27 protein-coding genes are annotated in these 26,811 nt (G+C 59.7%); 19 read left to right on the top strand and 8 right to left on the bottom strand.

The window, feature by feature from the left end; translation table 11 throughout:
- Complete coding sequence (locus QOM10_RS00500; protein ID WP_316917395.1) at positions 1-420, bottom strand: hypothetical protein; 420 nt, start codon at positions 418-420, stop codon at positions 1-3.
- 40 nt (positions 421-460) lie between these two features.
- Entirely contained in the window at positions 461-883 is a 423-nt protein-coding gene (locus tag QOM10_RS00495; RefSeq protein ID WP_095113091.1) for a hypothetical protein, read from the bottom strand.
- Positions 884-942: 59 nt separating this feature from the next.
- Here QOM10_RS00495 and QOM10_RS00490 point away from each other — a divergent pair, with 59 nt between their 5' ends.
- Positions 943-2,025, top strand: a complete 1,083-nt coding sequence (locus QOM10_RS00490; RefSeq protein ID WP_316917394.1) for an aminopeptidase — start codon at positions 943-945, stop codon at positions 2,023-2,025.
- Positions 2,026-2,118: 93 nt separating this feature from the next.
- Here the strand turns inward: QOM10_RS00490 and QOM10_RS00485 are convergent, their stop codons facing one another.
- Complete coding sequence (locus QOM10_RS00485) at positions 2,119-2,769, bottom strand: HAD family hydrolase (RefSeq protein ID WP_316917393.1); 651 nt, start codon at positions 2,767-2,769, stop codon at positions 2,119-2,121.
- A 29-nt stretch (positions 2,770-2,798) separates the two neighbouring features.
- The gene (locus QOM10_RS00480) at positions 2,799-3,344 is read right to left on the bottom strand and encodes a gamma carbonic anhydrase family protein (protein WP_127925335.1); all 546 of its coding nucleotides are present in this window, start codon (positions 3,342-3,344) and stop codon (positions 2,799-2,801) included.
- Between the two features lie 88 nt (positions 3,345-3,432).
- Here QOM10_RS00480 and prlC point away from each other — a divergent pair, with 88 nt between their 5' ends.
- The 3 genes from prlC (at position 3,433) to QOM10_RS00465 (ending at position 7,912) form a co-directional block, all read left to right on the top strand.
- Positions 3,433-5,484, top strand: a complete 2,052-nt coding sequence (gene prlC, locus QOM10_RS00475; RefSeq protein ID WP_127925334.1) for an oligopeptidase A — start codon at positions 3,433-3,435, stop codon at positions 5,482-5,484.
- A complete protein-coding gene (locus QOM10_RS00470; RefSeq protein WP_127925333.1) occupies positions 5,481-5,774 on the top strand; it encodes a YheV family putative zinc ribbon protein in 294 nt (97 codons plus the stop codon). The genes prlC and QOM10_RS00470 overlap by 4 nt, the downstream gene beginning before the upstream one ends.
- A gap of 113 nt (positions 5,775-5,887) precedes the next feature.
- The gene (locus tag QOM10_RS00465; protein ID WP_316917392.1) at positions 5,888-7,912 is read left to right on the top strand and encodes a M3 family metallopeptidase; all 2,025 of its coding nucleotides are present in this window, start codon (positions 5,888-5,890) and stop codon (positions 7,910-7,912) included.
- A gap of 4 nt (positions 7,913-7,916) precedes the next feature.
- Here QOM10_RS00465 and QOM10_RS00460 read toward each other — a convergent pair whose 3' ends face one another.
- Positions 7,917-8,564, bottom strand: a complete 648-nt coding sequence (locus QOM10_RS00460) for a dual specificity protein phosphatase family protein (protein WP_316917391.1) — start codon at positions 8,562-8,564, stop codon at positions 7,917-7,919.
- Between the two features lie 305 nt (positions 8,565-8,869).
- Here QOM10_RS00460 and QOM10_RS00455 point away from each other — a divergent pair, with 305 nt between their 5' ends.
- The 3 genes from QOM10_RS00455 to QOM10_RS00445 are packed head-to-tail and all read left to right on the top strand — an operon-like array spanning position 8,870 to position 12,717.
- Complete coding sequence (locus QOM10_RS00455) at positions 8,870-9,616, top strand: gluconate 2-dehydrogenase subunit 3 family protein (RefSeq protein WP_127925330.1); 747 nt, start codon at positions 8,870-8,872, stop codon at positions 9,614-9,616.
- Positions 9,617-9,618: 2 nt separating this feature from the next.
- Positions 9,619-11,403 carry a GMC family oxidoreductase gene (locus QOM10_RS00450; protein ID WP_160037673.1) on the top strand — a complete coding sequence of 595 codons (1,785 nt, stop codon included), beginning with the start codon at positions 9,619-9,621 and terminating at the stop codon, positions 11,401-11,403.
- A gap of 12 nt (positions 11,404-11,415) precedes the next feature.
- Positions 11,416-12,717, top strand: a complete 1,302-nt coding sequence (locus tag QOM10_RS00445; RefSeq protein ID WP_316917390.1) for a cytochrome c — start codon at positions 11,416-11,418, stop codon at positions 12,715-12,717.
- Between the two features lie 69 nt (positions 12,718-12,786).
- Here the strand turns inward: QOM10_RS00445 and QOM10_RS00440 are convergent, their stop codons facing one another.
- Positions 12,787-13,089: a hypothetical protein gene (locus QOM10_RS00440; protein ID WP_127925327.1), complete on the bottom strand. Its 303-nt coding sequence runs from the start codon at positions 13,087-13,089 to the stop codon at positions 12,787-12,789.
- A 226-nt stretch (positions 13,090-13,315) separates the two neighbouring features.
- Between QOM10_RS00440 and QOM10_RS00435 the strand changes: the two genes are divergently transcribed.
- From QOM10_RS00435 to QOM10_RS00425, 3 genes are all read left to right on the top strand, one after another.
- The gene (locus QOM10_RS00435) at positions 13,316-14,374 is read left to right on the top strand and encodes a PA0069 family radical SAM protein (RefSeq protein WP_316917389.1); all 1,059 of its coding nucleotides are present in this window, start codon (positions 13,316-13,318) and stop codon (positions 14,372-14,374) included.
- Positions 14,375-14,612: 238 nt separating this feature from the next.
- Positions 14,613-15,341 (top strand): carbonic anhydrase, encoded by a 729-nt coding sequence (locus tag QOM10_RS00430; protein WP_007911720.1) that lies wholly within the window; start codon positions 14,613-14,615, stop codon positions 15,339-15,341.
- A 90-nt stretch (positions 15,342-15,431) separates the two neighbouring features.
- Positions 15,432-16,958, top strand: coding sequence for a SulP family inorganic anion transporter (locus QOM10_RS00425; protein WP_122604742.1), 1,527 nt, complete (start codon positions 15,432-15,434; stop codon positions 16,956-16,958).
- Positions 16,959-17,087: 129 nt separating this feature from the next.
- Here the strand turns inward: QOM10_RS00425 and QOM10_RS00420 are convergent, their stop codons facing one another.
- A complete protein-coding gene (locus QOM10_RS00420; protein ID WP_127925325.1) occupies positions 17,088-17,738 on the bottom strand; it encodes a hypothetical protein in 651 nt (216 codons plus the stop codon).
- Positions 17,739-18,107: 369 nt separating this feature from the next.
- On the opposite strand from QOM10_RS00420, the gene coxB reads away from it, so the two are divergent.
- The 4 genes from coxB (at position 18,108) to QOM10_RS00400 (ending at position 22,485) form a co-directional block, all read left to right on the top strand.
- Positions 18,108-19,235 carry a cytochrome c oxidase subunit II gene (gene coxB, locus QOM10_RS00415; protein ID WP_127925324.1) on the top strand — a complete coding sequence of 376 codons (1,128 nt, stop codon included), beginning with the start codon at positions 18,108-18,110 and terminating at the stop codon, positions 19,233-19,235.
- Positions 19,236-19,317: 82 nt separating this feature from the next.
- Positions 19,318-20,904: a cytochrome c oxidase subunit I gene (gene ctaD / locus QOM10_RS00410; RefSeq protein ID WP_095119635.1), complete on the top strand. Its 1,587-nt coding sequence runs from the start codon at positions 19,318-19,320 to the stop codon at positions 20,902-20,904.
- Between the two features lie 116 nt (positions 20,905-21,020).
- A complete protein-coding gene (locus QOM10_RS00405; RefSeq protein ID WP_102902574.1) occupies positions 21,021-21,572 on the top strand; it encodes a cytochrome c oxidase assembly protein in 552 nt (183 codons plus the stop codon).
- Positions 21,573-21,597: 25 nt separating this feature from the next.
- Positions 21,598-22,485, top strand: coding sequence for a cytochrome c oxidase subunit 3 (locus QOM10_RS00400; RefSeq protein ID WP_127925323.1), 888 nt, complete (start codon positions 21,598-21,600; stop codon positions 22,483-22,485).
- A 55-nt stretch (positions 22,486-22,540) separates the two neighbouring features.
- On the opposite strand, the gene QOM10_RS00395 is transcribed toward QOM10_RS00400, so the two are convergent.
- Positions 22,541-22,744 (bottom strand): twin transmembrane helix small protein, encoded by a 204-nt coding sequence (locus tag QOM10_RS00395; protein WP_034152251.1) that lies wholly within the window; start codon positions 22,742-22,744, stop codon positions 22,541-22,543.
- 71 nt (positions 22,745-22,815) lie between these two features.
- Here QOM10_RS00395 and QOM10_RS00390 point away from each other — a divergent pair, with 71 nt between their 5' ends.
- Genes QOM10_RS00390 through QOM10_RS00370 form a run of 5 tightly spaced genes read left to right on the top strand, consistent with a single transcriptional unit; the run spans position 22,816 to position 26,724 of the window.
- Positions 22,816-23,556 (top strand): SURF1 family protein, encoded by a 741-nt coding sequence (locus tag QOM10_RS00390; RefSeq protein WP_316917388.1) that lies wholly within the window; start codon positions 22,816-22,818, stop codon positions 23,554-23,556.
- A complete protein-coding gene (locus QOM10_RS00385) occupies positions 23,522-24,115 on the top strand; it encodes a hypothetical protein (RefSeq protein ID WP_316917387.1) in 594 nt (197 codons plus the stop codon). Before QOM10_RS00390 ends, QOM10_RS00385 begins: the two co-directional genes overlap by 35 nt.
- A 10-nt stretch (positions 24,116-24,125) precedes the next feature.
- Positions 24,126-25,205 (top strand): COX15/CtaA family protein, encoded by a 1,080-nt coding sequence (locus tag QOM10_RS00380; protein WP_316917386.1) that lies wholly within the window; start codon positions 24,126-24,128, stop codon positions 25,203-25,205.
- Positions 25,193-26,092 carry a heme o synthase gene (gene cyoE, locus QOM10_RS00375; protein ID WP_160037665.1) on the top strand — a complete coding sequence of 300 codons (900 nt, stop codon included), beginning with the start codon at positions 25,193-25,195 and terminating at the stop codon, positions 26,090-26,092. The genes QOM10_RS00380 and cyoE overlap by 13 nt, the downstream gene beginning before the upstream one ends.
- The gene (locus QOM10_RS00370; protein WP_007911741.1) at positions 26,089-26,724 is read left to right on the top strand and encodes an SCO family protein; all 636 of its coding nucleotides are present in this window, start codon (positions 26,089-26,091) and stop codon (positions 26,722-26,724) included. The genes cyoE and QOM10_RS00370 overlap by 4 nt, the downstream gene beginning before the upstream one ends.
- Positions 26,725-26,811: the final 87 nt, after the last annotated feature.

The following is a 26,811-nucleotide window of genomic DNA, read 5'->3' as shown; positions in this document are numbered from 1 at the left end:
TCACATGATGCAGTTGTAGTCACGATCTTCGGCAACGATTTCGCGCTTGGCGTTGTACAGCCGGGCACTCGGAGTGAACCCCAGCGAACGCCCCTCCAGCACATAACGCTGCCCGGCCTCGAAATGGTCATAGCGGATGTACAGATAGCACAGCCGCTCCACCGGGCCGTTCATCAAGCTGCCGCCACCACCAAACACTTCGAAATCGAACCGCACGCGTAATTCGTGGCTGCCGGGGGTGACCTGAAAGTAGCGCCCGTCATTCAGTCGCTGTTTGTCGAGACGCTCGGCCATCAGCACTTTACCGCCGGGTGTCGGCGTCGAAAAATCGACCCAGGCCATGTGCGGATCGGCCGGGGGCAAAGGCGTCTGACAACCGGCCAAAAGACCGGCAGCGAGCGACAACAGCAACTGGCGCATGATGAATATCCACAGATGTGAATCCTCAGCATAGCGCCGATCAGGTGCGCTGACAGCCTGCCGGTGTGCCCTGACCTACCACTTTGCGCTGCTCGTCATAAAGCTTGGCCCATGGTCGAAAGCCGATACTGCCGGCCTGCAACTGATAACGCTGACCGGCGTTGAAGTCCTTGAATTTCACGCTCAACTGGCAATCGCGCCACAGCGGCTCAGCGTCGGGACCGATATTGGTCGCCTCCACCGGAAACTGATAACGCACCTTCAACTCATGGCTGCCTGGCTGCACTTCGAAGTAACGTTTGTCGTCGGTCACGCTGCTATCGACCTTCAGCGCTTGCAACGACGTGTCCTGCTGCCGGGCATCAAGGTCGATCCAGGCTTGCGAAGGGTCGGGATCGGGCATTCCGAAATTGGCACAACCGGCCAGCGTCAGCAGGCCCCCTGTCAGCATCAATATGCGCATAGCGGTGCTCCTTTAGGCGGGATAGTCTTGCGGGCAGACTCTCCGGGGGATTTCTTATTTTGATCAGGCCATTTTCAAGCCTTGGGTTACTTGATCGCGTTTTTCGGGTTTTGTTTCCGGGTGTGTTGTTTTTGTTGCTCAACGGTTGCGCCAGCGTCAGCTATTACAGTCAGTTGGCCAGCGGCCAACTGCAACTGCTGCGGGCGCGGGAACCCGTGGAAAAAGTCATTGCCGACCCAAGCCGCGACGCGAAATTGCGCACACACCTGGCGCAATCGCAGAAGGCCCGCGCCTTCGCCAGCGAACACCTGCATTTGCCGGATAACCAGAGCTATCGCCTGTATGCCGACATCGGCCGGCCGTTTGTGGTGTGGAATGTGTTCGCCACTCAGGAGTTCTCCCTGACGCCACAGAACCATTGCTTCCCGATTGCCGGCTGCGTGGCCTATCGCGGTTATTACAGTCAGAGTGCCGCGCGAGGCGAAGCGGCGATCCAGCGCCTGCAGGGCATGGACGTGTCGATTGGCGGTGTTGAGGCTTACTCGACGCTCGGCTGGTTCAACGACCCGATCCTCAATTCGATGATGGGTTGGGGCGATGAGCGTCTGGCCACGCTGATCTTTCATGAACTGGCGCATCAACGCTTTTATGTGAAGGACGACACCGAGTTCAACGAGTCCTTTGCCACATTTGTCGAGCAGGAAGGCACGCGGCAGTGGCGTGCGTTTCGCGGGTTGCCGGCGGATACCGACTCACGGTTGCAGCAGCGTGATCAGTTCATCGCGTTGGTGCTTGATGTGCGGTCACGGCTGGAGAAGCTGTATGCGCAGGCATTGCCCGCTGAACAAATGCGCGAACGCAAAGCGGCGGAGTTCGAGCTGTTTCGCCGCGAATACCGAATGATGAGGGACAGCCAGTGGGCCGGGGACAAGCGTTATGACGCTTGGGTGAATGCGCCGTTGAACAATGCGCGGTTGTTGCCGTTTGGGCTGTATGACCAGTGGGTGCCGGCGTTTGCGGCGTTGTTCAGGCAGGTTGGGGGGGATTGGCTGAGGTTTTATGCGCAGGTTGAGCGGTTGGGTCGGTTGCCGGGGGCTGAGCGTAAGGCGGCTTTGAAAATGTTGGCAGATCCAAACGGTTGAGTTGATTGGGAGTAAGTCATCGCGAGCAGGCTCACTCCTACAGGGGAATGCATTCCAAATGTGGGAGCGAGCCTGCTCGCGAAAGCAATTTGATCAGCGCCGCAGAAATGCCTGATGCAACTCCTCCAGCGTTTCAAAGTGATAAGCCGGCGCTTCGGCATTCAACTCTTCAAAACTGCCAAACCCGTAACCGACCGCCGCTGCATCCAGGCCATTGCTGCGCGCGCCGATCAGGTCGTGCTTGCGATCGCCGATCATCAACGTATTCGCCGGATCCAGCCCTTCTTCCTTCACTAGATGCGCAATCAACTCAACCTTGTTGGTCCGCGTGCCATCCAGTTCGCTGCCGTAAATCACCTTGAAATGCCGGGCGAAGTCGAAGTGCCGCGCGATCTCGCGGGCGAATTCCCATGGCTTCGAGGTGGCGATATACAGCTGCCGTCCCTGCCCGCTCAGGGTTTCCAATAAAGGCGTAACACCAGCAAACACACGGTTTTCATACAGGCCAGTGACTTTGAAGCGCTCACGATAGAAATTCACCGCCTGCCACGCCTTGGCCTCGTCAAACTCATAGAACTGCATGAACGCCTGCAATAGCGGCGGGCCGATGAAGTGTTCCAGCTTGGTCAGATCCGGCTCGTCGATACCGAGCTTGGCGAGGGCGAACTGGATGGAGCGGGTGATGCCCTCACGCGGGTCGGTGAGGGTGCCATCGAGGTCAAACAATACGGTTTGGTAATGCATGGGAATTCCTGAGCAGTCGCGAATTCAATTCAGAGTTGGTCGTAGCCTTCGGCCAAATGCAGGTCCTTGAGTTTCACGTAATTCGCCGCGCTGTAGGTGAAGAAGGCTGTTTCCTTGTCGGTGAGCGGACGGACCTGTTTCACCGGGCTACCGACATAAAGGAAGCCACTTTCAAGGCGCTTGCCCGGCGGCACCAGGCTGCCGGCGCCGATGATCACGTCGTCCTCGACCACCGCGCCGTCCATGACGATGCTGCCCATGCCGATCAACACGCGGCTGCCAATGGTGCAACCATGCAGCATGACTTTGTGGGCGATGGTCACATCATCGCCGATCAGCAGCGGGAAACCGTCCGGGTTGAACGGGCCGGCGTGGGTGATGTGCAACACGCAGCCGTCCTGCACGCTGGTGCGCGCACCGATACGGATGCGGTGCATGTCGCCACGGATCACGGTTAGCGGCCAGACAGAGCTGTCTTCGCCGATTTCGACGTCGCCGATAACCACCGCCGAGCCGTCGACAAACGCGCCTTTGCTCAAGCGCGGGGTGTGATTCTGGTACTTGCGAACGGACACGATAATTTCTCTCTCTGTCGTCGATAGCTGCGGTGAATGCCGATTGTAATTAAGATGGTTGCATGTTTCCCCAGCCAAGGTGCCAACCGTGAGCGTGAACAACCCTCTGCTGCAGTCCTACGACCTGCCACCGTTCTCCACGATCCGTGCCGAACACGTCCTGCCCGCCATCGAAACGATCCTGGCCGACAACCGCGCCGCCATCGCCGAAATCCTCAAGAGCCAAGTCCAGAACCCGACCTGGGCCGGCCTGGTCCTGGCGATGGACGAACTCAATGATCGCCTCGGCGCTGCCTGGAGCCCGGTCAGCCACCTCAACGCCGTGTGCAACAGCGCCGAACTGCGTGAAGCCTACGAGTCGTGCCTGCCAGCCCTGAGCGCCTACTCCACCGAGATGGGCCAGAACCGCGAACTGTTCCAGGCTTATGAAGCGCTGGCCAACAGCCCGCAAGCCGCCGGCTTCGACGTGGCGCAAAAGACTATTCTGGAACACGCCCTGCGTGACTTCCGTCTGTCGGGTATCGACCTGCCGGAAGCCGAGCAAAAGCGCTATGCCGAAGTGCAGAGCAAACTGTCCGAGCTGGGCAGCCGCTTTTCCAACCAACTGCTCGACGCCACGCAGGCGTGGACCAAGCACGTCACCGATGAAGCCGCCCTCGCCGGCCTGACCGATTCGGCCAAGGCGCAAATGGCAGCAGCGGCGCAAGCCAAAGGCCTCGAAGGCTGGCTGATCACTCTGGAATTCCCGAGCTACTACGCGGTGATGACCTACGCGCAAGACCGCGCGCTGCGTGAAGAAGTCTACGCCGCCTACTGCACCCGCGCCTCGGATCAAGGCCCGAATGCCGGGCAGAACGACAACGGCCCGGTGATGGAAGAGATCCTCGACCTGCGTCAGGAACTGGCCAAGCTGCTGGGTTTCGCCAGTTTCTCCGAGCTGAGCCTGGCCACCAAAATGGCCGAGTCCAGTGATCAGGTGCTGAGCTTCCTGCGCGATCTGGCCAAGCGCAGCAAACCGTTTGCCGCCCAGGACCTGCAACAGCTGCGCGCCTACGCCGCCGAACAGGGCTGCGCCGATCTGCAAAGCTGGGACAGCGGTTTCTACGGTGAAAAACTGCGTGAACAACGCTACAGCGTCGCTCAGGAAACCCTGCGTGCCTATTTCCCGATCGATAAAGTGCTGGGCGGGTTGTTCGCCATCGTCCAGCGACTGTACGGCATCGAGATCGCCGAACAGAAAGGCTTCGATACTTGGCACCCGGATGTGCGCCTGTTCGAGATCAAGGAAAACGGCCAGCACGTCGGCCGCTTCTTCTTCGACCTCTATGCCCGCGCCAACAAGCGAGGCGGTGCGTGGATGGACGGCGCGCGCGACCGTCGTCGTACCGTCGACGGCGTGCTGCAAAGCCCGGTGGCCAATCTGGTGTGCAACTTCACCCCGGCCGACAGCGGCAAGCCTGCGCTGCTGACCCACGATGAAGTGACCACGCTGTTCCACGAATTCGGTCATGGTCTGCATCACTTGCTGACCCGTGTCGAGCATGCCGGTGTTTCCGGCATCAACGGCGTGGCATGGGATGCGGTCGAGTTGCCGAGCCAGTTCATGGAAAACTGGTGCTGGGAGCCGGAAGGCCTCGCGCTGATTTCCGGTCACTACGAAAGCGGCGAGCCGCTGCCGCAGGATCTGCTGGAAAAAATGCTCGCGGCGAAAAACTTCCAGTCCGGCCTGATGATGGTCCGTCAGCTGGAGTTCTCGCTGTTCGACTTCGAGCTGCACGCCACCCACGGTGACGGCCGCAGCGTTGCACAAGTGCTCGAAGGCGTGCGTGACGAGGTGTCGGTGATGCGTCCACCCGCCTACAACCGCTTCCCCAACAGTTTTGCGCACATCTTCGCCGGCGGTTACGCGGCGGGTTACTACAGCTACAAGTGGGCTGAGGTGCTGTCGGCCGATGCCTTCTCGAAGTTCGAAGAAGACGGCGTGCTCAACGCTGACACCGGTCGCGCCTTCCGCGAAGCGATTCTGGCGCGCGGCGGTTCGCAGGCGCCGATGGTGCTGTTCGTCGACTTCCGTGGCCGTGAGCCGTCGATTGACGCACTCTTGCGCCACAGCGGCCTGAGTGAGGACGCGGCAGCATGAGTGAGGGGCCTGTGATTACCAAGAAACGCTTTATCGCCGGGGCTGTGTGCCCGGCGTGCAGCGAGCCGGACAAGTTGATGATGTGGAACGAGGACAGCGTGCCGCACCGTGAATGTGTGGCTTGCGGTTACTCCGACACACTCAACGAGCAAGGTCTTTCGGTACCGAAAGAATTGGGCACGCGGGTCAACACCAGCGCGCTGAACAAACCCGCGCCGGACAAGACCGTGCAGGCCGTGCAGTTTTTTCCCAACCCGAAACTGAAAAAAAAGCCTGACCAGCCCAATTGAGCCATGACTGCCTCGCACCGAATCAGCGGTGCGAGGTGGTATCTATCTAATGCCTTGCCCTTGCGCTTTCTCCGTAGGCTGATTTTTTTCAACCTGCGGTCAAGGAAGACGCGATGCCCCCTACCAATCCCCTGCTACAACGCTGGCAGCTGCCGGCCTGGTCCGACGTGAAGGCCGAGCACCTGGCACCCGCCATCAATGCCATCGTGGCCGATAATCAGCGGATCATCGCCGAAGTGATCGCCACCCAGACCGACCACCCCAATTGGGATGATCTGGTGGTGGCCGTCGCCGAAGCCGACGCACGGCTCGCTGAAACCATGGGCATCATTGAAGTGCTCTCGACCGTCAAAACCACGGACATCGACTGGATAGAGCAAAGCGCCCTGTGCAGCATTACTGCGGCTCGCTATCGGGTGCAGAAGGCTGCGAACCTGGAGCTTTATCACACGTATCAACGTCTGCAGCAGAGCCCGATCGCCGACAGCTTTGATGACTTTCGCAAAGCGTCGCTGGCCAAGACACTGCGCGCTTTTCGTCGGTCGGGCATCGAATTGCCCGCCGATCAGCGACAGCGGTTAACCGCAATAAACCTCGACATCGAGCTTCAGGAGCAATTGTTCCAGATCAATCTGGAGCGCAGCAATGCCGCCTGGAGCAAGCAGATTGACCAGGCGGCGACGCTCGACGGCTTGTCAGCCGCGCTCAAGGATCGACTGGCGCTGAATGCGCGTCGAACGGGAAAAAGCGGTTGGTTGCTGACGCTGGATCGCAACACTTACGAATACTTCATGAAAAATGCGCGAGACCGGAGTTTGCGCGAAGAGTATTTCCGCGCTTATTGCACCCGGGCCTCGGATCAAGGACCGCAGGCTCTTCAGTTCGACAACGGTCCGGTCTTGCAAAAGTTACTCGGGTTACGCCATGAAAAAGCCAGGTTGCTGGGTTTCGAGAGCTTTGCCCATCTGCGGCTTTCGAATCACATGGCCAACTCGCCCGCTCAGGTCGAACATTTTCTAAAGCAGCAGATCGAGCACAATCGCGCATCACTGGAGCAGGACATACAGGCGCTGCAAGCATTCGCCGCAACGCAAGGCGTCGCAGAACTGCAGGCCTGGGATTTCGAGTTTTTTGCTGAGCAATTACGCCAGCAACACTCGGCGAGCACACTGAAAGGACTTCGCGAGTATTTTCCGCTGGATGAAACGCTGCGCCGGTTCTGCCAGTTCAATGAACACCTGTTCGGTATCAAACTGGCAGAGCAGCAAGACCTCAGCCATTGGCACGAGGATGTGCGCCTGTTGGAAGTCAGCGAATACGATCAGGTGATGGGGTACATCTACGTTGATCCGTTTCATCGCGAGGACGCCCCTGACTTTGCCTTGACCAATACCGTGCGCAACCGACGCATCAATGCCGAGGGTCGGCCAGCCCTGCCGATCGCCATCCTCCACTGCAACTTCCCGTCCGCGACCAGCGAGCATCCCTGCCTGCTTTCACATAAAGACCTGCGCGTGCTTTTCCATGAGTTCGGGCATTGCCTGCAACAGGTGCTGACCCGCTCGCCCCATCACAACCTGTCGGGTATCTCGCAACTGGGGCGTGATACGGGCGAGTTCGCCGGGCAACTGTTCGAACAATTAAGTCTTTCAGAGGAGCTGCTTCAGTGGCTGTCAGTACACTACAAAACCCGTGAGCCACTAAGCCGCACACGGCTAACGTCAGCGCTGGCCGCCATCGCCACGCACACCAGTCGCGATACCGCTACGTTGCTGCTTGAGGCTTTATTCGATCTGGAATTGCACCGCAGCGAAGAAAACGGCCGAAACGCGCAACAGTGCTTCGAAGCGGTGCTGCAACAAATACCGCAGCTGCAACTGCCCGCGTATTGCCGCCTTGCCAACAGCTTCGATTATCTGGTGACCGGTTACGAAGCCTCGGTCTACGCCTACAAATGGTCAGGCGTACTGGCCAGCGAAGCGTTCAAGCGCTTTGAGCGAGATGGGGTCTTCAATGTGCAAACCGGCCGGGAACTGCGTGAAGCGTTCTTCTCTGGTGATTCGACTTCGCTGTTCAGCGCGCTGAAAACCTTTATGGGCCAGCCGGTCGCCGCTGATCTGGCAGCGCAACCGGACTGACCGATCACTCGACGTGGGCGGACTTGAACCAGCTTTTCATCGAGCAGGTGGCGAAAGCACTGGTACTGCAATCGCCATTGGCCAACGCCGTGCGCAATTTGTCGACATCCACCTGCATCATGTAACGAATACCGTCCTTGAAGTGGGTACTGTCGCCGAAACCGCCTTGGGTCATTTCGCTCAAGGCATCCTCTTTGCTCCAGCCCTGAATCACCACTCGGTACATCGCCGCCATCAGGCCGGTGCGGTCGGAACCGTGCTTGCAATGCATCAACACCGGGCCATTGGCTTCGGCAGCCTGAATCGCACGCAGGGTTTTGAGCACATCAGCGTCGTCGACATGATTGGTGCGGTAGGGCAACTGCACCTGGTTGATGCCAGGTTCGGACAGCCAATTGCTATCGGCTTCCGGAAGAAAGTTGATCACCGTGGCGACTTTGAGATTTTTCAGCAGCGACACCGCGCCGGCGTCAGGCAAAGCGCTGCGGTACAGGGTCGGCGACATCTGGAACAAGTTGTATTGCACTTCGACCGTCTGCGCCCAATCAGCCGGGCGGCCAGTGGCGGCGCCGGCAGCAGCCTGGGCTGGCATCAGCGGCAACAGGGCGAAAAGCGACAGGCACAAAACAGAAAGAAAACGAACTTGGGACATGCTGGGGTGACCGTTTCGGGATTCATCGATGAAAGGAATCGCAGCTTCGATGGTTAGCAGTCAAAGCCCCGTGAGCCGCTGGTCAAAGAAACGTGAATCGGTGTGGTTTCATCGCGCGCCAGGGCGACAAACCAGACTTTTTTCCGCTGAATCGGTTTATCCGGATCCTTAGCCTGCTACCATTTGTCACATGATGTTGCAGACGTGTCCCTTTTCTCCGGGTCAGACCGGTCCCGTCTCGACAAGAAATCTTCAAGTCGCTCGCAGAAGCGGCCACCCCTAATGCCCTGATGAGGTGCTTCTCCATGTCTGATGAAGATCGAGACAACCCGCGGCGTGAGTTTTTGCGCAAATCCCTGACCTTGATCCCGGTGGTCACCCTGGCTGGCACCAGCCTGGGCAGCAGCGTCCTGCAAGCGGCGCCCGAAGCCGCGCCTGCGGCACCGGTCGCGCAACCCGCTCGCGCTGAAGCCGGCGTGTATCAGCCGAACTACTTCACCGCCGAAGAATGGGCGTTCATCAATGCCGCCGTCGCGCAACTGATCCCCAGCGATGCCCAAGGCCCGGGCGCGCTGGAAGCCGGTGTACCGGAATACATCGACCGCCAGATGAACACGCCGTACGCCGCCGGTGCCCTTTGGTACATGCAAGGCCCGTTCAATGCCGACGCCGCGCCGGAGATGGGCTGGCAGAGCAAACTGGTGCCCAAAGAGATCTATCGCCTCGGCATCGCCGCCACGGATCAGTGGGCAAAATCCCTCAACGGTAAAGTATTTGCTGAGCAAGACAGCGCTACCCGAGACGATTTGCTCAAGCAACTTGAAGCGGGCAAGCCGCAATTCGATGCGGTTCCGGCAAAGATTTTCTTCAACCTGCTGCTGCAAAACACCAAGGAAGGGTTCTTCTGCGACCCGATCCACGGTGGCAACAAAGGCATGGTCGGCTGGACCATGATCGGCTTCCCCGGCGCCCGCGCCGATTTCATGGATTGGGTGGAACGCAACGAGCAATACCCCTTCCCGGCAGTTTCGATTCGCGGCGAGAGGGCGTAAGCATGGCAACGGTAATGAAGAAGGTTGACGCAGTGATCGTCGGTTTCGGCTGGACCGGCGCGATCATGGCCAAGGAATTGACCGAAGCGGGTCTCAACGTGCTGGCGCTGGAGCGCGGGCCGATGCAAGACACCTACCCCGACGGCAACTATCCGCAGGTGATCGACGAACTCACCTACAGCGTGCGGAAAAAACTCTTTCAGGACATCTCCAAAGAAACCGTCACCATCCGCCACAGCGTCAATGACATCGCCCTGCCGAACCGCCAGTTGGGCGCGTTCCTGCCGGGCAATGGGGTCGGCGGTGCCGGCCTGCACTGGTCGGGCGTGCACTTCCGGGTCGACCCGATCGAGTTGCGCATGCGCAGCCACTACGAAGAGCGCTACGGCAAAAGCTTTATCCCCAAGGACATGACCATCCAGGACTTCGGCGTCAGCTATGAAGAGCTGGAGCCGTTTTTCGATTTCGCTGAAAAAGTCTTCGGCACTTCGGGTCAGGCCTGGACCGTTAAAGGCCAACTGGTCGGTCAGGGCAAGGGCGGCAACCCTTACGCGCCTGACCGTTCCAACCCGTTCCCGCTGGAAGCGCAGAAGAATACGGTTTCCGCACAGCTGTTCGGCAAAGCGGCGACAGAAGTCGGCTACAAACCCTACAACCTGCCCTCCGCGAACACTTCCGGGCCATACACAAACCCTTACGGCGCGCAGATGGGACCGTGCAACTTCTGCGGTTTCTGCAGCGGTTACGTGTGCTACATGTATTCCAAGGCTTCGCCGAATGTGAATATTCTGCCGGCGCTGAAACCGCTGCCGAATTTCGAGTTGCGCGCCAACGCCCACGTGCTGCGGATCAACCTCGACAGCACGAAAAGCAAAGCTACTGGCGTCACCTACATCGACGCTCAGGGTCGCGAGATCGAGCAACCGGCGGATCTGGTGATCCTCGGCGCGTTCCAGTTACACAACGTGCGCCTTATGCTGCTTTCCGGCATCGGCAAACCGTACGACCCGATCAGCGGCGAAGGCGTGGTCGGGCGTAACTTCGCCTACCAGAACATGGCGACCATCAAGGCGTTCTTCGACAAGGACACCCACACCAACAACTTCATCGGCGCCGGCGGCAACGGCGTGGCGCTGGATGATTTCAACGCCGACAACTTCGACCACGGCCCGCACGGCTTCGTCGGTGGCTCGCCGATGTGGGTCAACCAGGCTGGCAGCCGGCCGATTGCCGGTACCTCGAACCCGCCGGGCACTCCCGCGTGGGGCAGTGCCTGGAAACGTGCGACCGCCGATTACTACACCCACCAGGTGTCGATGGATGCCCACGGCGCGCATCAGTCCTACCGTGGCAACTACCTCGATCTCGATCCGGTGTACCGCGATGCCTACGGTTTGCCACTGCTGCGGATGACCTTCGACTGGCAGGAAAACGACATCAAGATGAACCGCTTCATGGTCGAGAAAATGGGCAAGGTCGCTGAAGCGATGGGGCCGAAAGCCATCGCGGTGATCGGCAAGAAAGTCGGCGACCACTTCAACACTGCGGCCTACCAGACCACGCACCTTAACGGTGGCGCGATCATGGGCACCGATCCGAAGACCAGCGCGCTGAACCGTTATCTGCAGAGCTGGGACGTACACAACGTCTTCGTGCCGGGTGCCTCGGCATTCCCGCAGGGCCTTGGATACAACCCGACCGGCCTGGTTGCGGCACTGACCTACTGGTCGGCGAAGGCGATCCGCGAGCAATACCTGAAAAACCCCGGCCCGCTGGTTCAGGCTTAAGGAGCGATGACCATGAAAAATCTCGTTATCGCGACCCTGGCGCTGCTCGGCAGTGCCTCCATTCATGCGGCCGACGTTGATCAAAGTCTGATCAAACAGGGCGAATATCTGGCCCGCGCCGGTGACTGCGTGGCGTGCCACACCGCCAAGGGCGGCAAACCGTTTGCCGGTGGCCTGCCGATGGAAACCCCGATCGGCACCATTTACTCGACCAACATCACTCCGGACAAGACCGGCGTCGGCGAATACAGCTTCCAAGACTTCGATCAGGCCGTGCGCCATGGCGTCGCCAAAAACGGTAGTACGTTGTACCCGGCGATGCCGTATCCGTCCTACGCGCGTGTCAGCGAAACCGACATGCAAGCGCTGTACGCGTACTTCATGCACGGCGTCGAACCGGTGGTGCAAGAGAACAAGGCCAGCGATATTCCGTGGCCACTCAGCATGCGCTGGCCGCTGATGGGCTGGCGCTGGATGTTTGCGCCGAAGGTCGAGGATTACCAAGCGACGAGTACCGACCCGGTGATCGATCGTGGCGCGTATCTGGTCGAGGGCCTTGGCCATTGCGGCGCGTGCCATACGCCGCGCGCCCTGACCATGCAGGAGAAATCCCTGAGCGCCGCTGACGGTACAACCTTCCTCGCCGGCAGTGCGCCGCTGGAAGGCTGGATCGCCAAAAGCCTGCGCGGCGATCACAAGGATGGCCTCGGCGGCTGGAACGAAGAGCAACTGGTGCAGTTCCTCAAGACCGGTCGCAGCGATCGCAGCGCGGTGTTCGGCGGCATGAGCGATGTGGTCACCCACAGCATGCAATACATGACCGATGCCGACCTGACCGCAATTGCCCGCTACCTCAAGTCGTTGCCGGCCACTGATCCGAACGATCAACCGCATCAGTACGATGAGAAAGCGGCCAAAGCGCTGTGGAACGGCGATGACAGTCAGCGTGGCGCTGCGGTCTACATCGACAACTGCGCGGCGTGCCATCGCACCGATGGCCATGGCTACACCCGGGTGTTCCCGGCGCTGGCGGGCAATCCGGTACTGCAATCGGAAGACCCGACGTCGCTGATCCACATCGTGCTCAAGGGCGGCACATTGCCGGCGACGCATACAGCACCCTCGACCTTCACCATGCCCGGTTTCGCCTGGCGCCTATCGGATCAGGAAGTGGCGGATGTGGTGAGTTTCATCCGTGGCAGTTGGGGTAACAAAGGTGCGCCGGTCAGCGCCAAGGAGGTTGCGGGCCTACGCAGCGACGATATGAAAACAACATCCACTGATGATCTTGGCCAAGTAACAGAACATCATTAAAAGCAGAAACCCTGCATGAATCATTCATGCAGGGTTTTTACTATACGTATAGCGCAACAAACTTCGCTTTTAAGGATTAACGATACTTACATAAGCCTTGGCCAGTGCAATCAACTTCGCCTTGTCATCGTTATCAATATCACCATCGCCGTCGACATCTTTCTTGTTGCTGCGAATAGTGAAGGTCTTGCCACGGTCACCGGACACCGCCACCACGTAGATCGAATCGACCAGCGTCTCGGTGGACAGCTCTTGCTCGGCATTCCAGCCCAGCTCCTTGCGCGCCAGTTGCATCGAAACAATGGTGTTGGGTTCCGAAGCATTTGGCAGCATCATTTGCACGAATACGCCACGCTGATTGAGATAAGACATTAATTAAATCCTTTTAACCTGATTACCGGACAACCGCCCTTGGAAGTGCCAAAGACTATATTCGATAACTTGTCGCGACAACGGAACATATGTATCTCGGGTTGTACTTCGCCTTTGCATATATATTAACTTTGCCACTCAGCCATTATTCCAACGCTGAACGGTACTGGATCGTACCGGCCTGGCTCAGGTACTGTATGCATATACAGACACGGAGCCTGCCCCAATGATCAATCCTCTCCCGCCCCGTGGCCGCGGCACCGCCAGCAACCCGCACAACCGTTTTGCGCCGAACCGTTCGGTCGCCGAGGATGACGGCTGGTATCAGGAAGTGCCGCTGACCCAGGGCACCGAGGTGATGATCGAAACCGCAAAAACCATCATCACCCGCAACACCTCTCCGGATCTGCCCTTCGACCGCTCGATCAACCCCTACCGAGGCTGCGAACACGGCTGCATCTATTGCTACGCACGGCCCAGCCACGCCTATTGGGACATGTCGCCGGGGCTGGATTTCGAAACCAAGCTGATCGCCAAGACCAACGCCGCCCAAGTGCTGGAAGAACAGCTCGGGAAAAAAGGCTATCAATGCGCGCCAATCAATCTGGGTTCCAACACCGACCCGTATCAGCCAATCGAGCGTGAACACAAAATCACCCGCCAGACCCTCGAAGTGCTGCTGCGCTATAAGCACCCGGTGACCATCGTCACCAAGGGCTCGCTGATTCTGCGCGACCTCGACCTGCTCACCGAACTGGCGCAGCAACGGCTGGTGGCGGTGATGATCAGCCTGACCACGCTGGACGACGAACTCAAACGCATCCTCGAACCGCGCGCCGCTGCCCCCAAAGCGCGGTTGCGCGCCATTCGGGTGATGCGCGAGGCCGGCATTCCGGTCGGCGTGCTGTGTTCACCGATGATTCCGATGATCAACGACAGCGAAATCGAAAGCCTGCTCAGCGAGGCCCACGCCGCCGGCGCGCAAAGCGCTGCCTACATGATGCTGCGTCTGCCGCTGGAGGTGGCGCCGCTGTTCGAAGAATGGCTGGCGGCGCACTATCCGCAACGGGCCGCGCATGTGCTGAGCCTGATCCGCCAAAGCCGCGGCGGTGAGCTCTACGACAGTCGTTTCGGTGCGCGTATGCGCGGTGAAGGGGTGTTCGCCGACCTGCTCGCGCAACGTTTCGCCAAGGCAATCAAACGTCTGGGCCTGAATCACCGCGAGGGCTATAACCTCGATTGCACGGCCTTCTGTCCGCCGGGTCGCCAGATGTCGTTGATTTAGCGACAATTGACCTATGGTTGAGGGGTTGGAATCCTTCCGCCGAAATCACCCAGTCACGTTTTTTGTGACCTGGAACACACGTTCTAGAGCGTTTGATTCAGTTTGAGTTAAGTTTCGGCGGCTACCTTGTTCATCGAGTGACTGACGGGTCGGGATGACCCGGATGTTTTAAACAGCCACTGGCTTCATACCGGAATACATGGGAATGACTCCCCTAATCCGCCAAAGAGGATGAATCATGAGTGACAAGGATAAACAGCCGTTGGCTGCGTCGGCGCAAACCCCTGAAGCGGAATCCGCCGATGCAGCGCTGCGACAGATCGTAGACGGCTTTTTGCATTTTCATCATGAGGTCTTCCCACAGCAGGAAGAACTCTTCAAGAAACTCGCCACGGCCCAGGCGCCAAAAGCGATGTTCATCACTTGCGCCGACTCGCGCATCGTCCCCGAGCTGATTACCCACAGCTCGCCCGGCGATCTGTTCGTAACCCGTAACGTCGGCAACGTCGTGCCGCCTTACGGGCAGATGAACGGCGGCGTTTCCACCGCAATCGAATACGCGGTACTGGCGCTCGGCGTACAGCACATCATCATCTGCGGCCACTCCGATTGCGGCGCCATGCGTGCAGTGCTCAATCCGGACAGCCTGGAAAAAATGCCGACAGTCAAAGCCTGGCTGCGCCACGCTGAAGTCGCGAAAACCATGGTGCATGAGAACTGTAACTGCGCCGACGAAAAAGAAAGCATGCCGATCCTCACCGAGGAAAACGTCATCGCCCAATTGCAGCACTTGCGTACCCATCCTTCGGTAGCCTCGCGCATGGCGAACGGTCATTTGTTCATCCATGGCTGGGTCTACGATATCGAAACCAGCGAAATCAAAGCTTACGACGCGGATCAGGGACGTTTCCTGCCGCTCGACGGCAGCCATCCGATTCCGGTGGCGACGCCCAAAGCGCGCTTCTAAATCCTCCTAAACATCTGTGTGGTTTGACGCCGGTCGCTGATTCAGCGACCCGGCCTTGCCATGCCTGAAGAAAACTTCGGGAGAATCGCCATGCGTGCGGCTCAATTGAAAGCGGTGTTGCCACGGGAGCTGCTCGCTTCAGTGGTTGTGTTTCTGGTCGCCCTGCCGCTGTGCATGGGTATTGCGATCGCGTCAGGGTTGCCGCCGGCCAAAGGGCTGATCACCGGGATCATCGGTGGTCTGGTGGTCGGTTGGCTGGCAGGTTCGCCGTTACAGGTCAGTGGGCCGGCGGCGGGTCTGGCGGTGTTGGTGTTTGAACTGGTGCGCCAGCACGGCATCGAGATGCTCGGGCCGATTCTTTTGCTTGCCGGTTTTCTGCAACTGGTCGCCGGACGCTTGAAGCTCGGTTGCTGGTTTCGGGTCACAGCGCCAGCGGTGGTCTATGGGATGCTGGCGGGGATTGGCGTGTTGATCGTGCTGTCGCAGGTGCATGTGATGCTCGATGCATCACCGAAGCCCTCGGGGCTGGATAACCTTACGGCGTTCCCCGCGGCGGTGGCGCAGGCCTTGCCGTCGTTTGGCTGGCAGGCCGGGTTGCTCGGGCTGTCGACCATCGCGGTGATGTGGCTCTGGGAGAAATTTCGCCCGCATTCGCTGCGCTTCGTTCCCGGGGCATTGCTCGGTGTGGGTCTGGCGACCGGAGCAAGTCTGTTGCTGGCCCTGCAGGTGAAACGTGTGGAAGTGCCGGCGAATCTGGCGGAAGCCATTGATTGGTTGAAGCCGGCAGATCTGCTCAGTCTGGCCGATCCGACGCTGTTGATCGCTGCGTTTGCCGTGGCATTTATCGCCAGCGCGGAAACGTTGTTGTCCGCCGCAGCGGTGGATCGCATGCACAGCGGCGTGCGTTCGGATTTCGACCGGGAACTGTCGGCGCAAGGTGTCGGCAACATGCTCTGCGGTCTGCTCGGCGCACTGCCGATGACCGGGGTGATCGTGCGCAGTTCGGCCAACGTCCAGGCCGGCGCGACCACGCGTTACTCGACGATCTTCCATGGCCTGTGGCTTTTGGCGTTCGTGCTGTTGCTGTCGAGTGTGCTGCAAAGCATTCCGGTGGCGAGCCTGGCGGGGGTGCTGGTGTACACCGGTTTCAAACTGGTCGATCTCAAGGCGTTTCGAGGTCTGGGCCGTTATGGGCGGATGCCGATGTTCACCTACGCGGCGACGGCACTGGCGATCATCTTCACTGACCTGCTGACAGGTGTGTTGATCGGTTTCGGTTTGACGATGTTGAAGCTGGCGTTCAAGGCGTCGCGGTTGAAGATCAGCCTGATCGATCTGCCGCAGGACGGTGAGATGGAGTTGCGTCTGGTCGGTGCGGCGACATTCCTCAAGGTGCCGGCGCTGACGCAAGTGCTGGGCAGTATTCCGCAGGGGACGACGGTGCATGTGCCGCTCAATAATCTGAGCTACATCGACCATTCGTGTCTGGAGTTGCTGGAGGAGTGGGGCCGGGCGAATGCGGCGAAGGGGTCGAAGCTGTTGATTGAGTCGCGTGGTTTGAAGCGCAGGCTGGAAGGCAGAGTGCGGACCAATACCGGGATCGGCGCAGCCGGCTAAATTTGCTGGTTGAACTCAACCCCTGTAGGAGTGAGCCTGCTCGCGATGGCGGTGGGTCAGTCAACAAAGATGTTGATTGATCTATCGCCATCGCGAGCAGGCTCACTCCTACATTGGATTGTGTGTAACTCAGGCAGCAGGCTGGTCCAGTTCCAGACCCACACCCAGTCGGCGGCCCATGCACGGCCAGCGTTTCCACGCGGCGCCGGTGTCCGGGCTGCTGAGTTTGTCGCGGTAAACCTCTACCGACTCCAGCGCAAAACTTTCGTCGTTGAGCATCTCGTCAATGGCGTGATGCACCGCTTCGTCCAGTTGGTTGGCAAATTCCTCACCGATCAATTGGTGAGCAATCAAGTTGGCGACCGTCATGTCCAGGGGGATCAGTGGCTGGCCGAAATGCTTGATGTACAGGTCGTTGACCTCTTCGACAAAACGGTGCGCCAGATAGGCTTCATCAAGCAGGCTATCCAGGCCAACGTGCCCGGCCATGATGGCTGGCGGCTGGAGGAAATACTGCTCGGCGATTTTCAGCACCGGTTTGATCTGCGATTCGATTCCCGCTTCCCTGGCAACTTCATTGGCTGCATCCAGCAGGTCTGGCACTTCATCAATGTAGGCGGCGACAAAACGCGTCAGCACACCATTGGCGTCGGCTTCCGGCAATTGGATCGCCGGGTGTAAATGAGGCAGCTTGCTTTCCAGCTGACGGGTCAGCAGGCCGGTGTCTTTTTCGTGTTGTTGGGCTTTTTGGATCTGCTCGCGCAATGCGGCGGTGTTCATGAAAACTCCAGGAAACAAGGCAATGAAATAGGGAAGACATAACTTAGCTGGCTTACGAAAAATGCTAAGACGCATTTGTCATAATTATTTCATCCTTGATGCACCTGCGTTATATCGGTTTGCCACCACTCGTCTGCATCCTTCTCCATTCGTGCCCTTGAACGCAAGTCCCGGCTGTTTCAGTTGATTTACGTCCTCACATTGCAATTCTCAGTCGCTGTCTATACTCGCCAGTGAATGGAGTTAGCTGATGACGCCCGACTGCACCCGCAGCAAGGCCCGGCGATTCAAGTTCGTAGTCTGATGCAGCCGCTCCCTTGCCGCAGGCGAAAGCCGGCGGGATAACAAGAACGATAAGGGGAACCCGCAATGATGCGACATCCACACGTCTGGATGGGCCTCCTGTTGTGGTCGATTTTCAGCCAGGCCAACGCCGCCTGGACTGTGAATATGGCGCCTGGAGCGACTGAAATCAGTCACGCAGTATTCGACCTGCACATGACCATTTTCTGGATCTGTGTGGTGATCGGGATCATCGTCTTCGGCGCCATGTTCTGGTCGATGATGGTGCACCGCCGTTCTACCGGGCAGGTCGCCGCAAAATTCCACGAAAGCACCGGCGTCGAAATCATGTGGACCGTCGTGCCGCTGCTGATTCTGGTGGCCATGGCCGTACCCGCGACCGCCACCCTGATCAAGATGTACGACGCCAGTGAGCCGGATATTGATATCCAGGTCACCGGCTACCAGTGGAAGTGGCACTACAAATACCTGGGCCAGGACGTCGAGTTCTTCAGCAACCTGGCCACCCCCGCCGAGCAGATCCACAACAAGGAAGCCAAGGGCGAGCACTACTTGCTTGAGGTCGACAAGCCGCTCGTACTGCCGACCGGGGCCAAGGTGCGCTTCCTCGTGACCTCCGCCGACGTTATCCACTCCTGGTGGGTGCCGGCGTTTGCGGTCAAGCGCGATGCGATCCCCGGGTTCGTAAATGAGGCCTGGACGCGTGTCGACAAGCCCGGACTTTACCGTGGCCAGTGCGCCGAGCTGTGCGGCAAGGATCACGGCTTCATGCCGATCGTGGTCGAGGTCAAGGACAAGGCCGACTACGACAAGTGGCTGGCCGAGCGCAAGGCCGAGGCCGCGCAGCTTAAAGAGCTGACCAGCAAGGATTGGACCCTCGACGAACTCAAGGAGCGCGGCGACAAGGTGTATCACACCACCTGCGTTGCCTGTCACCAGGCCGAAGGCCAAGGCCTGCCGCCGATGTTCCCGGCGCTCAAGGGCTCGAAAATTGCCACCGGCCCGATCAAGGATCACTTGAGCATTGTCTTCCACGGCAAACCCGGCACCGCCATGGCGGCGTTCGGCAAACAGCTGTCGGAAGTCGATATCGCAGCGGTCGTGACCTACGAACGTAACGCCTGGGGCAACAACAAGGGCGACATGGTCACGCCAAAAGAAGTGCTGGAGCTGAAACAGGCGGAAAGCAAATGAGCCGGTCTATCGCGTACCTCGTGAACCGGCCGGGGCATCACGCCCCGGCCCGCCCCGCCCACTCACGTAAAGGAGACCGGCCATGAGCGCTGTCATCGATGACCACGGTCATGCCGACCACGCCCACGGCCCCGCCAAAGGCCTGATGCGCTGGGTACTGACCACCAACCACAAGGACATCGGCACGCTGTACCTGTGGTTTGCCTTCCTGATGTTCCTGCTTGGCGGCTCGTTCGCCATGGTGATCCGCGCCGAGCTGTTCCAGCCCGGTTTGCAGATCGTCGAACCGGCGTTTTTCAACCAGATGACCACCATGCATGGACTGGTGATGGTCTTCGGCGCAGTGATGCCGGCGTTCGTCGGCCTCGCCAACTGGATGATCCCGCTGATGGTCGGCGCGCCGGACATGGCCCTGCCACGGATGAACAACTTCAGCTTCTGGCTGTTGCCGGCGGCGTTTCTGCTGTTGGTCTCGACCCTGTTCAGCCCCGGTGGCGGGCCGAACTTCGGCTGGACCTTTTACGCACCGCTGTCGACGACTTACGCGCCGGAAAGCGTGACCTTCTTCATCTTCGCCATCCACCTGATGGGGATCAGTTCGATCATGGGCGCGATCAACGTGATCGCCACCATTCTCAACCTGCGCGCCCCCGGCATGACCCTGATGAAAATGCCGCTGTTCGTCTGGACCTGGCTGATCACCGCGTTCCTGCTGATCGCGGTGATGCCGGTGCTGGCCGGGTGCGTGACGATGATGCTGATGGACATCCACTTCGGCACCAGTTTCTTCAGTGCTGCCGGTGGCGGTGACCCGGTGCTGTTCCAGCATGTGTTCTGGTTCTTCGGCCACCCGGAGGTGTACATCATGATCCTGCCGGCGTTCGGCGCGGTCAGCCAGATCATCCCGACCTTCGCGCGCAAACCGCTGTTCGGCTACACCTCGATGGTCTACGCCACGGCGAGCATCGCGTTCCTGTCGTTCATCGTCTGGGCGCACCACATGTTTGTGGTCGGCATTCCGTTGGTGGGCGAGCTGTTCTTCATGTACGCGACCATGCTCATCGCGGTGCCGACCGGGGTCAAGGTGTTCAACTGGGCCAGCACCATGTGGCAAGGCTCGATGACCTTCGAGACGCCGATGCTGTTTGCCGTGGCATTCGTGATCCTGTTTTCCATCGGCGGTTTCTCCGGGCTGATGCTGGCCATCGCCCCAGCGGACTTCCAGTATCAGGACACCTACTTTGTGGTCGCGCACTTCCACTATGTGCTGGTGCCGGGGGCGATCTTCGGGATCTTCGCCTCGGCCTATTACTGGTTGCCGAAATGGACCGGGCACATGTACGACGAAACCCTCGGCAAGCTGCATTTCTGGCTGTCGTTCGTCGGCATGAACCTGACCTTTTTCCCGATGCACTTCGTGGGACTGGCGGGGATGCCGCGACGGATTCCGGACTACAACCTGCAGTTCGCCGACTTCAACATGGTCTCGTCGATTGGCGCGTTCATGTTCGGTGCCACGCAGATCTTCTTCCTGTTCATCGTGATCAAGACCATTCGGGGTGGCGAGCCTGCACCGGCCAAGCCTTGGGATGGTGCGGAAGGTCTGGAGTGGAGCGTGCCGTCACCGGCGCCGTATCACACCTTCACCACACCGCCGGAAGTGAAATGAACACAGATCTCCCTGTGGGAGCGAGCCTGCTCGCGATGGCGGTGTGTCAGGCACACCGCGGTGGACCCATCGCGAGCAGGCTCACTCCTACAGGGTTTAGTGGGGAGGCATGAATCATGGCTGACTCGATCTCGATGAAAAAACTCGTCACTCGCCTGCTCGGGGTGGTGGTGGCGATGTTTGTCTTCGGCTTTGCCCTGGTGCCGATCTACGACGTGATGTGCAAGGCCTTCGGCATCAACGGCAAGACTGCCGGACAGTACGAGGGTGAACAGGTGGTCGACACTTCGCGCCAGGTGCGCGTGCAGTTTCTGTCGACCAACACCGCCGATATGCCATGGGATTTCTATCCCAAGCACGACGAACTCACCGCCAACCCCGGCGCGGTCAACGAGATGATTTTCATCGCGCGCAACCCCACCGACAAGCCGATGAGTGCGCAAGCCGTGCCGAGTATCGCGCCGAGCAACGCGGCGGCGTATTTCCACAAGACCGAATGCTTTTGTTTTACCCAGCAGGTGCTGCAGCCCGGTCAGCAGATCGAGATGCCGGTGCGCTTCATTGTTGACCGCGACATGCCCAAGGATGTGAAGCACCTGACGCTGTCCTACACGCTGTTCGATATCACCGCCCGACATCCGCCGGTGGCTGCAAACACTGGCGGTTGAGCGTGCCCGATAAGGAGAACAATAAATGGCAACTCATGAGCATTATTTCGTTCCGGCCCAGAGCAAATGGCCGATCATTGCCACGGTCGGGATGCTCGTCACCGTGTACGGCCTGGCCACCTGGTTCAACGATCTGAAGGCCGCGCGCCCGGAATCCCACGGCCCGCTGATCTTTTTCATCGGCGGCCTGCTGGTGGCGTACATGCTGTTCGGCTGGTTCGGCACGGTGATCAAGGAAAGCCGCGCAGGACTCTACAGCGCGCAGCTGGATCGCTCGTTCCGCTGGGGCATGAGTTGGTTCATCTTCTCCGAGGTGATGTTCTTCATCGCCTTCTTCGGCGCGCTGTTTTACGTACGACACATTTCCGGCCCGGCGCTTGGCGGCGAAGGCCCGAAAGGCATCGCGCACATGCTCTGGCCGAACTTCCAGTTCACCTGGCCGCTGCTGCACACGCCAGACCCGAAACTGTTCCCGCCGCCCAAGGACATCATCAGCCCGTGGGGCCTGCCGCTGATCAACACGATCCTGCTGGTCAGCTCCAGTGTGACCATCACCATCGCCCACCACGCCTTGAAGAAGGGCCATCGCGGCGCGCTGAAAATCTGGCTGGCGATCACCGTGCTGCTGGGTTGCGCGTTTCTCGGTTTCCAGGCTGAGGAATACATTCACGCCTATCACGAGCTGGGCCTGACCCTCGGTTCGGGCATTTATGGCGCGACGTTCTTCATGCTCACCGGATTCCACGGCGCCCACGTGACCATCGGCACGATCATTCTGTTTGTGATGCTGATGCGCATCATGAGGGGCCATTTCGACAACGAGCACCAGTTCGGCTTCGAAGCGGCGAGCTGGTATTGGCACTTCGTCGACGTGGTGTGGATCGGCCTCTTTATCTTCGTTTACGTACTTTAACAACAGCTGCAAGCCGCAAGTTTCAAGCTTGCAGCTAGAGGCTAAAAGCTCGTAGCTACCACGTAACGTGGGACACCAGTTGGCCGCTGTAAAAGCCCCAGGCGATCAAGCCGACGGTGACTGCGGCCAATGCCACCCGAACACTCAAGGCGATGACCAGGCGATTCGAGCTGCTGTCGTCCTTGACCAGGAAAAACAGGCCGCTGAACAGGCTGATCACCGTGGCAATCAGCATCAGGACGATCGCTGTTTTGAGCATGGGAAGAACTCCGGGGGACAGGCGATGCAGTTGAGTATAGCGATCGCAACGACTGACTTTGTGGCGCAGCCATGAAGCATTTTCGCCCGGGCGTGATACCGACCGTGGTGGTGGCGCTTTTGCTGCCGCTGCTGGTGTCGTTGGGTTTCTGGCAATTGAGCCGTGGCGCCGAGAAAACCGCCCTGCTCGCCAGTTACGCCGAACGCCGCGCCGCCGAACCGATGGCCAGCAGCGAGTTACTGAGCAGCGCCGATCCGGCCTATCGCCGTGTGCATCTGCACGGCCAGTTCGATGCCGCGCACAGTCTGTTGCTCGACAACCGCCAGCGTGACGGCAAGGTCGGCGTCGAGTTACTGCAACCGTTTCAGGATCAACGCAGCGGTTTGTGGCTGCTGGTCAATCGCGGCTGGTTGCCGTGGCCGGATCGCCGCGTGCCGCCACAATTTTCCACACCTGCCGATGCGCTGAATATCGACGCCTGGGTCTACGTCGCCCCCGGCGCGACCTTCCAGCTACACGCCGACCCGGTCAGCAGCACCTGGCCGCAAACCATCACCGCTGTCGAGCCGGCCAAGCTGTGGCAAACCCTCGAGCGCGACGGCTTCGCCTACGAATTACGCGTCGAACCCGGCCCGGCCAGCTACGAGGCCGATTGGCCGGTGGTCGCCATGGGCCCGGAAAAACACCTCGGTTACACCGTGCAGTGGTTCGCCATGGCCACCGCCCTGCTCGGCCTCTACGTCTATTTGGGCTTGCACAACGCAAAGGAGAAACACCATGGGAACGGCCATGAATCCACCCAGCATGTCTGAGGCGAAACCTGCCGCCAGCCGCCGTCGCGGGCGCATTCAGTTATTGCTGATTGTGCTCGGCGTGGTCGGCCCGATGCTGCTCGCCACCGGCATGTACAAGTTGCAGTTCTGGGTGCCGGAAGGTCGCAGCTATCACGGTGAGCTGATCGGCAACGGCCAGACCCGCGCCGACCTCGGCGTGCAGGCCGACGAGGAGCGCTGGCAGATGCTGGTCACCGCGCCGAAGGATTGCGCGGTGGACTGCCAGCAACTGGTGTATCTGGCGCGGCAGATCCAGATCGGCCTCGGTCGCGAGGCCGGCCGCGCCAGCCATGCCCTCGCCGTCGGGCAACCAGTGAGCGCCGATTACGAAGCCAAGCTGACCCGTGAATATCCACAACTGCAACGCTATCCGCTGGACGCTGGTGTGTTCAGCAAAACCACTGGCGACAAAGCCACGCCACAACTGTGGATCATCGACCCGCACGGCAACCTCGTGCTGCGTTACGAGCCGAATGTGAAAGGCAAGGATCTGCTCAACGACCTGCGGCACCTGCTGAAACTGTCGAACATCGGATAAGGGCATCGTCATGGCCAAACCTGGATTTCGCCTCGCGCTGTTTGCCACCCTGCTGGCACTGATTGTGGTGCTGCTCGGCGCCTATACGCGCCTGACCCACGCCGGCCTCGGCTGTCCGGACTGGCCGGGCTGCTACGGCTTTATCAGCGTGCCGAAAAGCGAAGCGCAACTGGCCCATGCCGAACTGCATTACCCCGACTCGCCGGTGGAGGCGCACAAGGGCTGGAACGAGATGATTCACCGCTATTTCGCTGGCACCCTTGGCCTGCTCATTTCGATTCTCGCCGGGCGGGCGTGGGTCAATCGACGTCATCCGGGACAGCCGTTGAAGCTACCGCTGTCTCTGCTGGCGGTGGTGTTTGCGCAAGCCGCGTTCGGCATGTGGACGGTGACGCTCAAGCTCTGGCCGCAGGTGGTCACCGGGCATTTGCTCGGCGGCTTTGCGACCCTGAGCCTGTTGTTTTTGCTGACGTTGCGATTGTCCGGCGTGCTGCCGGCGCTGACCGTGCCCAAGCGTCTGCAGTATTGGGCAACGGCAGGATTGTTGCTGGTGATTGGCCAGATCGCGCTGGGCGGCTGGGTCAGTTCCAACTACGCGGCGGTGGCCTGCATCGACTTCCCGACCTGCCACGGGCAATGGTTGCCGCCAGCGGATTTCGCCAACGGGTTTCATCTGACCCAACACATCGGCCCGAATTATCTCGGCGGGCAACTCGACAGTGATGCGCGCACGGCGATTCACCTGACTCATCGCATTGGTGCGCTGCTGGTGACATTGGTTTTGCTCGGTCTGGCCTGGCAATTGAAAGTGGTCGGTATGACGCGGCTGGCCGGCCTGGTGCTGATTGCCCTCGCCGCGCAAATCACCCTCGGTATCAGCAACGTGTTGTTCCATCTGCCGCTGCCGGTGGCGGTCGCGCATAACGCCGGCGGTGCGGCGCTGTTGCTGACCATGGTGCTGGTCAATTACCACGCGCGCACCAGTCTGGTTCGGGTCAAACAACCGGTGCTCGCACGCTGGCGTCTGAGTCCGCGTAAACACGCGGCCGCGCCCATCACCATAAAAGGAGAAACACCGTGGCGATTCTGATTGGCGAACGCCCGCATCAGGCGATCTGGCGTGATTATCTGGAACTGACCAAACCGAAAGTCGTGGTGCTGATGCTGATCACCTCGCTGGTCGGCATGTTCCTCGCGACTCGCGCCGGGGTGCCGTGGACGGTGCTGGTGTTCGGCAATCTGGGGATTGCCCTGTGTGCCGGCGGCGCGGCGGCGGTTAACCATGTGGTGGATCGGCGCATCGATGCGGTGATGGCGCGCACGCACAAACGGCCGCTGGCTGAAGGCCGGGTTTCCCCAGCCGCAGCGCTGACCTTTGCGTTGGTGCTGGCGCTGCTCGGTCAGGCCTTGTTGCTGACGTTCACCAATCCGCTGACGGCGTGGCTGACCCTGGCTTCGCTGCTCGGTTATGCGGTGATCTACACCGGTTTCCTCAAACGCGCGACGCCGCAGAACATTGTCATCGGTGGCCTCGCCGGCGCCGCGCCGCCGCTGCTTGGCTGGACCGCCGCCACCGGCCACGTCAGCGCCGAACCGTTGTTGCTGGTGCTGATCATCTTCGCCTGGACGCCGCCGCACTTCTGGGCATTGGCGATCCATCGCAAAGAGGAATACGCCAAGGCTGACATCCCGATGCTGCCAGTCACCCACGGCGAGCACTACACCAAAGTGCATATTCTGCTGTACACCTTCGCGCTGCTGGCGGTGAGCCTGCTGCCGTACGTGATCCACATGAGCGGCGCGCTCTACCTGATTTGCGCGCTCGCGCTCGGCGCAAGGTTTCTGCAATGGGCCGTGGTGCTGTACCGTGGCACTCGGCCGCACGCGGCGATCAACACCTTCAAGTACTCTATTTGGTACTTGTTTCTGCTGTTCATCGCCCTGCTCGTAGACCACTACTTACTGTTGAACCTATGACTCGAACCCAGAAAACCGTCTTCATCCTCGTCGCCGTGATCGCGCTGATCCTCGGCCTGACCGTCAACAAAGTGCTGAGCGGCAAGGGCCAGGGCGACCCGACTGCGCTGATCGACGCCGGCATTATTCTGCTGCCGCAGAGCCGCAATCTGCCGGACGTGACGATGACTGATCAGGACGGCAAACCGGTGGCGATCAATGAGCTCAAAGGTAAGTGGAGTCTGTTGTTCTTCGGCTACACCTTCTGCCCGGACATCTGCCCGACCACCCTCGCACAGCTGCGCCAGATCAAAAGCGAACTGCCCAAGGACGCTGTGGACAAGTTGCAGATCGTGCTGGTCAGCGTTGACCCGAACCGCGATAACCCCAAGCAGTTGAAGCAGTATCTGGGTTACTTTGATCCGCAGTTTGTTGGCCTGACACCGACTTCGATTGAAGAACTGCAGAAGGTGGCGAATGCGGTGAGTATTCCGTTTATTCCGGCGGACACCAGCAAGCCGAATTACACCGTCGACCATAGCGGCAATCTCGCGGTGATCGGGCCGGATGGTACGCAGCGTGGGTTTATTCGGGCGCCGCTGAACAACGCCAAACTGGTCGCGCAGTTGCCGGTGATGCTTAACCGCAAGTAATCGCCTAAAGGCAAAAGCCCCTCACCCTAGCCCTCTCCCAGAGGGAGAGGGGACTGATCGGGGAACATTGGGAAGCTACACCGAATT

It is taken from the genome of Pseudomonas sp. P108, from assembly GCF_032613195.1.
Taxonomy (GTDB): Bacteria; Pseudomonadota; Gammaproteobacteria; order Pseudomonadales; family Pseudomonadaceae; genus Aquipseudomonas.
Note: the sequence above shows the minus strand (reverse complement) of the source record. Positions and strands in the feature narration are given on the sequence as shown.

Bases quoted from the DNA above. Each gene is read 5' to 3' on its own strand.
- QOM10_RS00495 (WP_095113091.1), bottom strand. From the start codon at position 883: ATGCGCATATTGATGCTGACAGGGGGCCTGCTGACGCTGGCCGGTTGT.
- QOM10_RS00425 (WP_122604742.1), top strand. From the start codon at position 15,432: ATGCGTGCGGCTCAATTGAAAGCGGTGTTGCCACGGGAGCTGCTCGCT.
- QOM10_RS00400 (WP_127925323.1), top strand. From the start codon at position 21,598: ATGGCAACTCATGAGCATTATTTCGTTCCGGCCCAGAGCAAATGGCCG.
- coxB (WP_127925324.1), top strand. From the start codon at position 18,108: ATGATGCGACATCCACACGTCTGGATGGGCCTCCTGTTGTGGTCGATT.
- QOM10_RS00420 (WP_127925325.1), bottom strand. From the start codon at position 17,738: ATGAACACCGCCGCATTGCGCGAGCAGATCCAAAAAGCCCAACAACAC.
- QOM10_RS00485 (WP_316917393.1), bottom strand. From the start codon at position 2,769: ATGCATTACCAAACCGTATTGTTTGACCTCGATGGCACCCTCACCGAC.
- QOM10_RS00445 (WP_316917390.1), top strand. From the start codon at position 11,416: ATGAAAAATCTCGTTATCGCGACCCTGGCGCTGCTCGGCAGTGCCTCC.
- QOM10_RS00465 (WP_316917392.1), top strand. From the start codon at position 5,888: ATGCCCCCTACCAATCCCCTGCTACAACGCTGGCAGCTGCCGGCCTGG.
- QOM10_RS00395 (WP_034152251.1), bottom strand. From the start codon at position 22,744: ATGCTCAAAACAGCGATCGTCCTGATGCTGATTGCCACGGTGATCAGC.
- QOM10_RS00385 (WP_316917387.1), top strand. From the start codon at position 23,522: ATGGGAACGGCCATGAATCCACCCAGCATGTCTGAGGCGAAACCTGCC.
- QOM10_RS00390 (WP_316917388.1), top strand. From the start codon at position 22,816: ATGAAGCATTTTCGCCCGGGCGTGATACCGACCGTGGTGGTGGCGCTT.
- QOM10_RS00370 (WP_007911741.1), top strand. From the start codon at position 26,089: ATGACTCGAACCCAGAAAACCGTCTTCATCCTCGTCGCCGTGATCGCG.
- QOM10_RS00405 (WP_102902574.1), top strand. From the start codon at position 21,021: ATGGCTGACTCGATCTCGATGAAAAAACTCGTCACTCGCCTGCTCGGG.
- QOM10_RS00500 (WP_316917395.1), bottom strand. From the start codon at position 420: ATGCGCCAGTTGCTGTTGTCGCTCGCTGCCGGTCTTTTGGCCGGTTGT.
- QOM10_RS00435 (WP_316917389.1), top strand. From the start codon at position 13,316: ATGATCAATCCTCTCCCGCCCCGTGGCCGCGGCACCGCCAGCAACCCG.
- QOM10_RS00380 (WP_316917386.1), top strand. From the start codon at position 24,126: ATGGCCAAACCTGGATTTCGCCTCGCGCTGTTTGCCACCCTGCTGGCA.
- QOM10_RS00455 (WP_127925330.1), top strand. From the start codon at position 8,870: ATGTCTGATGAAGATCGAGACAACCCGCGGCGTGAGTTTTTGCGCAAA.
- QOM10_RS00460 (WP_316917391.1), bottom strand. From the start codon at position 8,564: ATGTCCCAAGTTCGTTTTCTTTCTGTTTTGTGCCTGTCGCTTTTCGCC.
- QOM10_RS00450 (WP_160037673.1), top strand. From the start codon at position 9,619: ATGGCAACGGTAATGAAGAAGGTTGACGCAGTGATCGTCGGTTTCGGC.
- QOM10_RS00470 (WP_127925333.1), top strand. From the start codon at position 5,481: ATGAGTGAGGGGCCTGTGATTACCAAGAAACGCTTTATCGCCGGGGCT.
- QOM10_RS00430 (WP_007911720.1), top strand. From the start codon at position 14,613: ATGAGTGACAAGGATAAACAGCCGTTGGCTGCGTCGGCGCAAACCCCT.
- ctaD (WP_095119635.1), top strand. From the start codon at position 19,318: ATGAGCGCTGTCATCGATGACCACGGTCATGCCGACCACGCCCACGGC.
- QOM10_RS00440 (WP_127925327.1), bottom strand. From the start codon at position 13,089: ATGTCTTATCTCAATCAGCGTGGCGTATTCGTGCAAATGATGCTGCCA.